The organism is Flavobacterium sp. FlaQc-30 (assembly GCF_044005885.1).
Taxonomy (GTDB): Bacteria; Bacteroidota; Bacteroidia; order Flavobacteriales; family Flavobacteriaceae; genus Flavobacterium.
The window spans coordinates 1-424 of sequence record NZ_JBIPCO010000030.1; the positions used below are offsets into that span (position 1 = coordinate 1).

At 37.5% G+C, this 424-nt stretch carries 1 protein-coding gene; it reads left to right on the forward strand.

Going from position 1 to position 424, the window contains the following annotated elements; all coding sequences use genetic code 11:
• Nucleotides 1-424 (forward strand): DUF2931 family protein (locus ACHRV0_RS21605; protein ID WP_395442511.1); only part of this gene is annotated, 424 nt, incomplete at both ends.

Below are 424 nucleotides of genomic sequence, written 5' to 3' on the forward strand. Positions count from 1 at the left end.
TCTGCACCAAAATATTATGGAGCATCTGGTCCTTTTGTTGAGTTTTATTATCATGGACAAAGTATTGCAGGATCTTCTTCTGGTGCGGGAATAGATCAAGGCTGGGAAATTACTAGCGGAGGTTATGTTGGCGGTGACAAGTATAAACCTGTTCCTGATAGTATTGCCATTAATTGGATTTGTGGAGTTGACCGATATTATTACGAAGGGGGAATAAAACTGCCTAGAGAAAAAATGCTTGAATTGTTTAAAAAAAAAGTGATAGATTCTTATGGTGCTCAACAAGAATACGATGTGATTGTGGCAGGAATGGCTCCTGGAGGAAATGTTACTATTTGGATGCAGGGAGGAACTGGTAGTACTGAAATATGTAGGTTTAAAGCAAAAAACAAAGGAATTTGGAAAGAAAATGATCCTGATTATA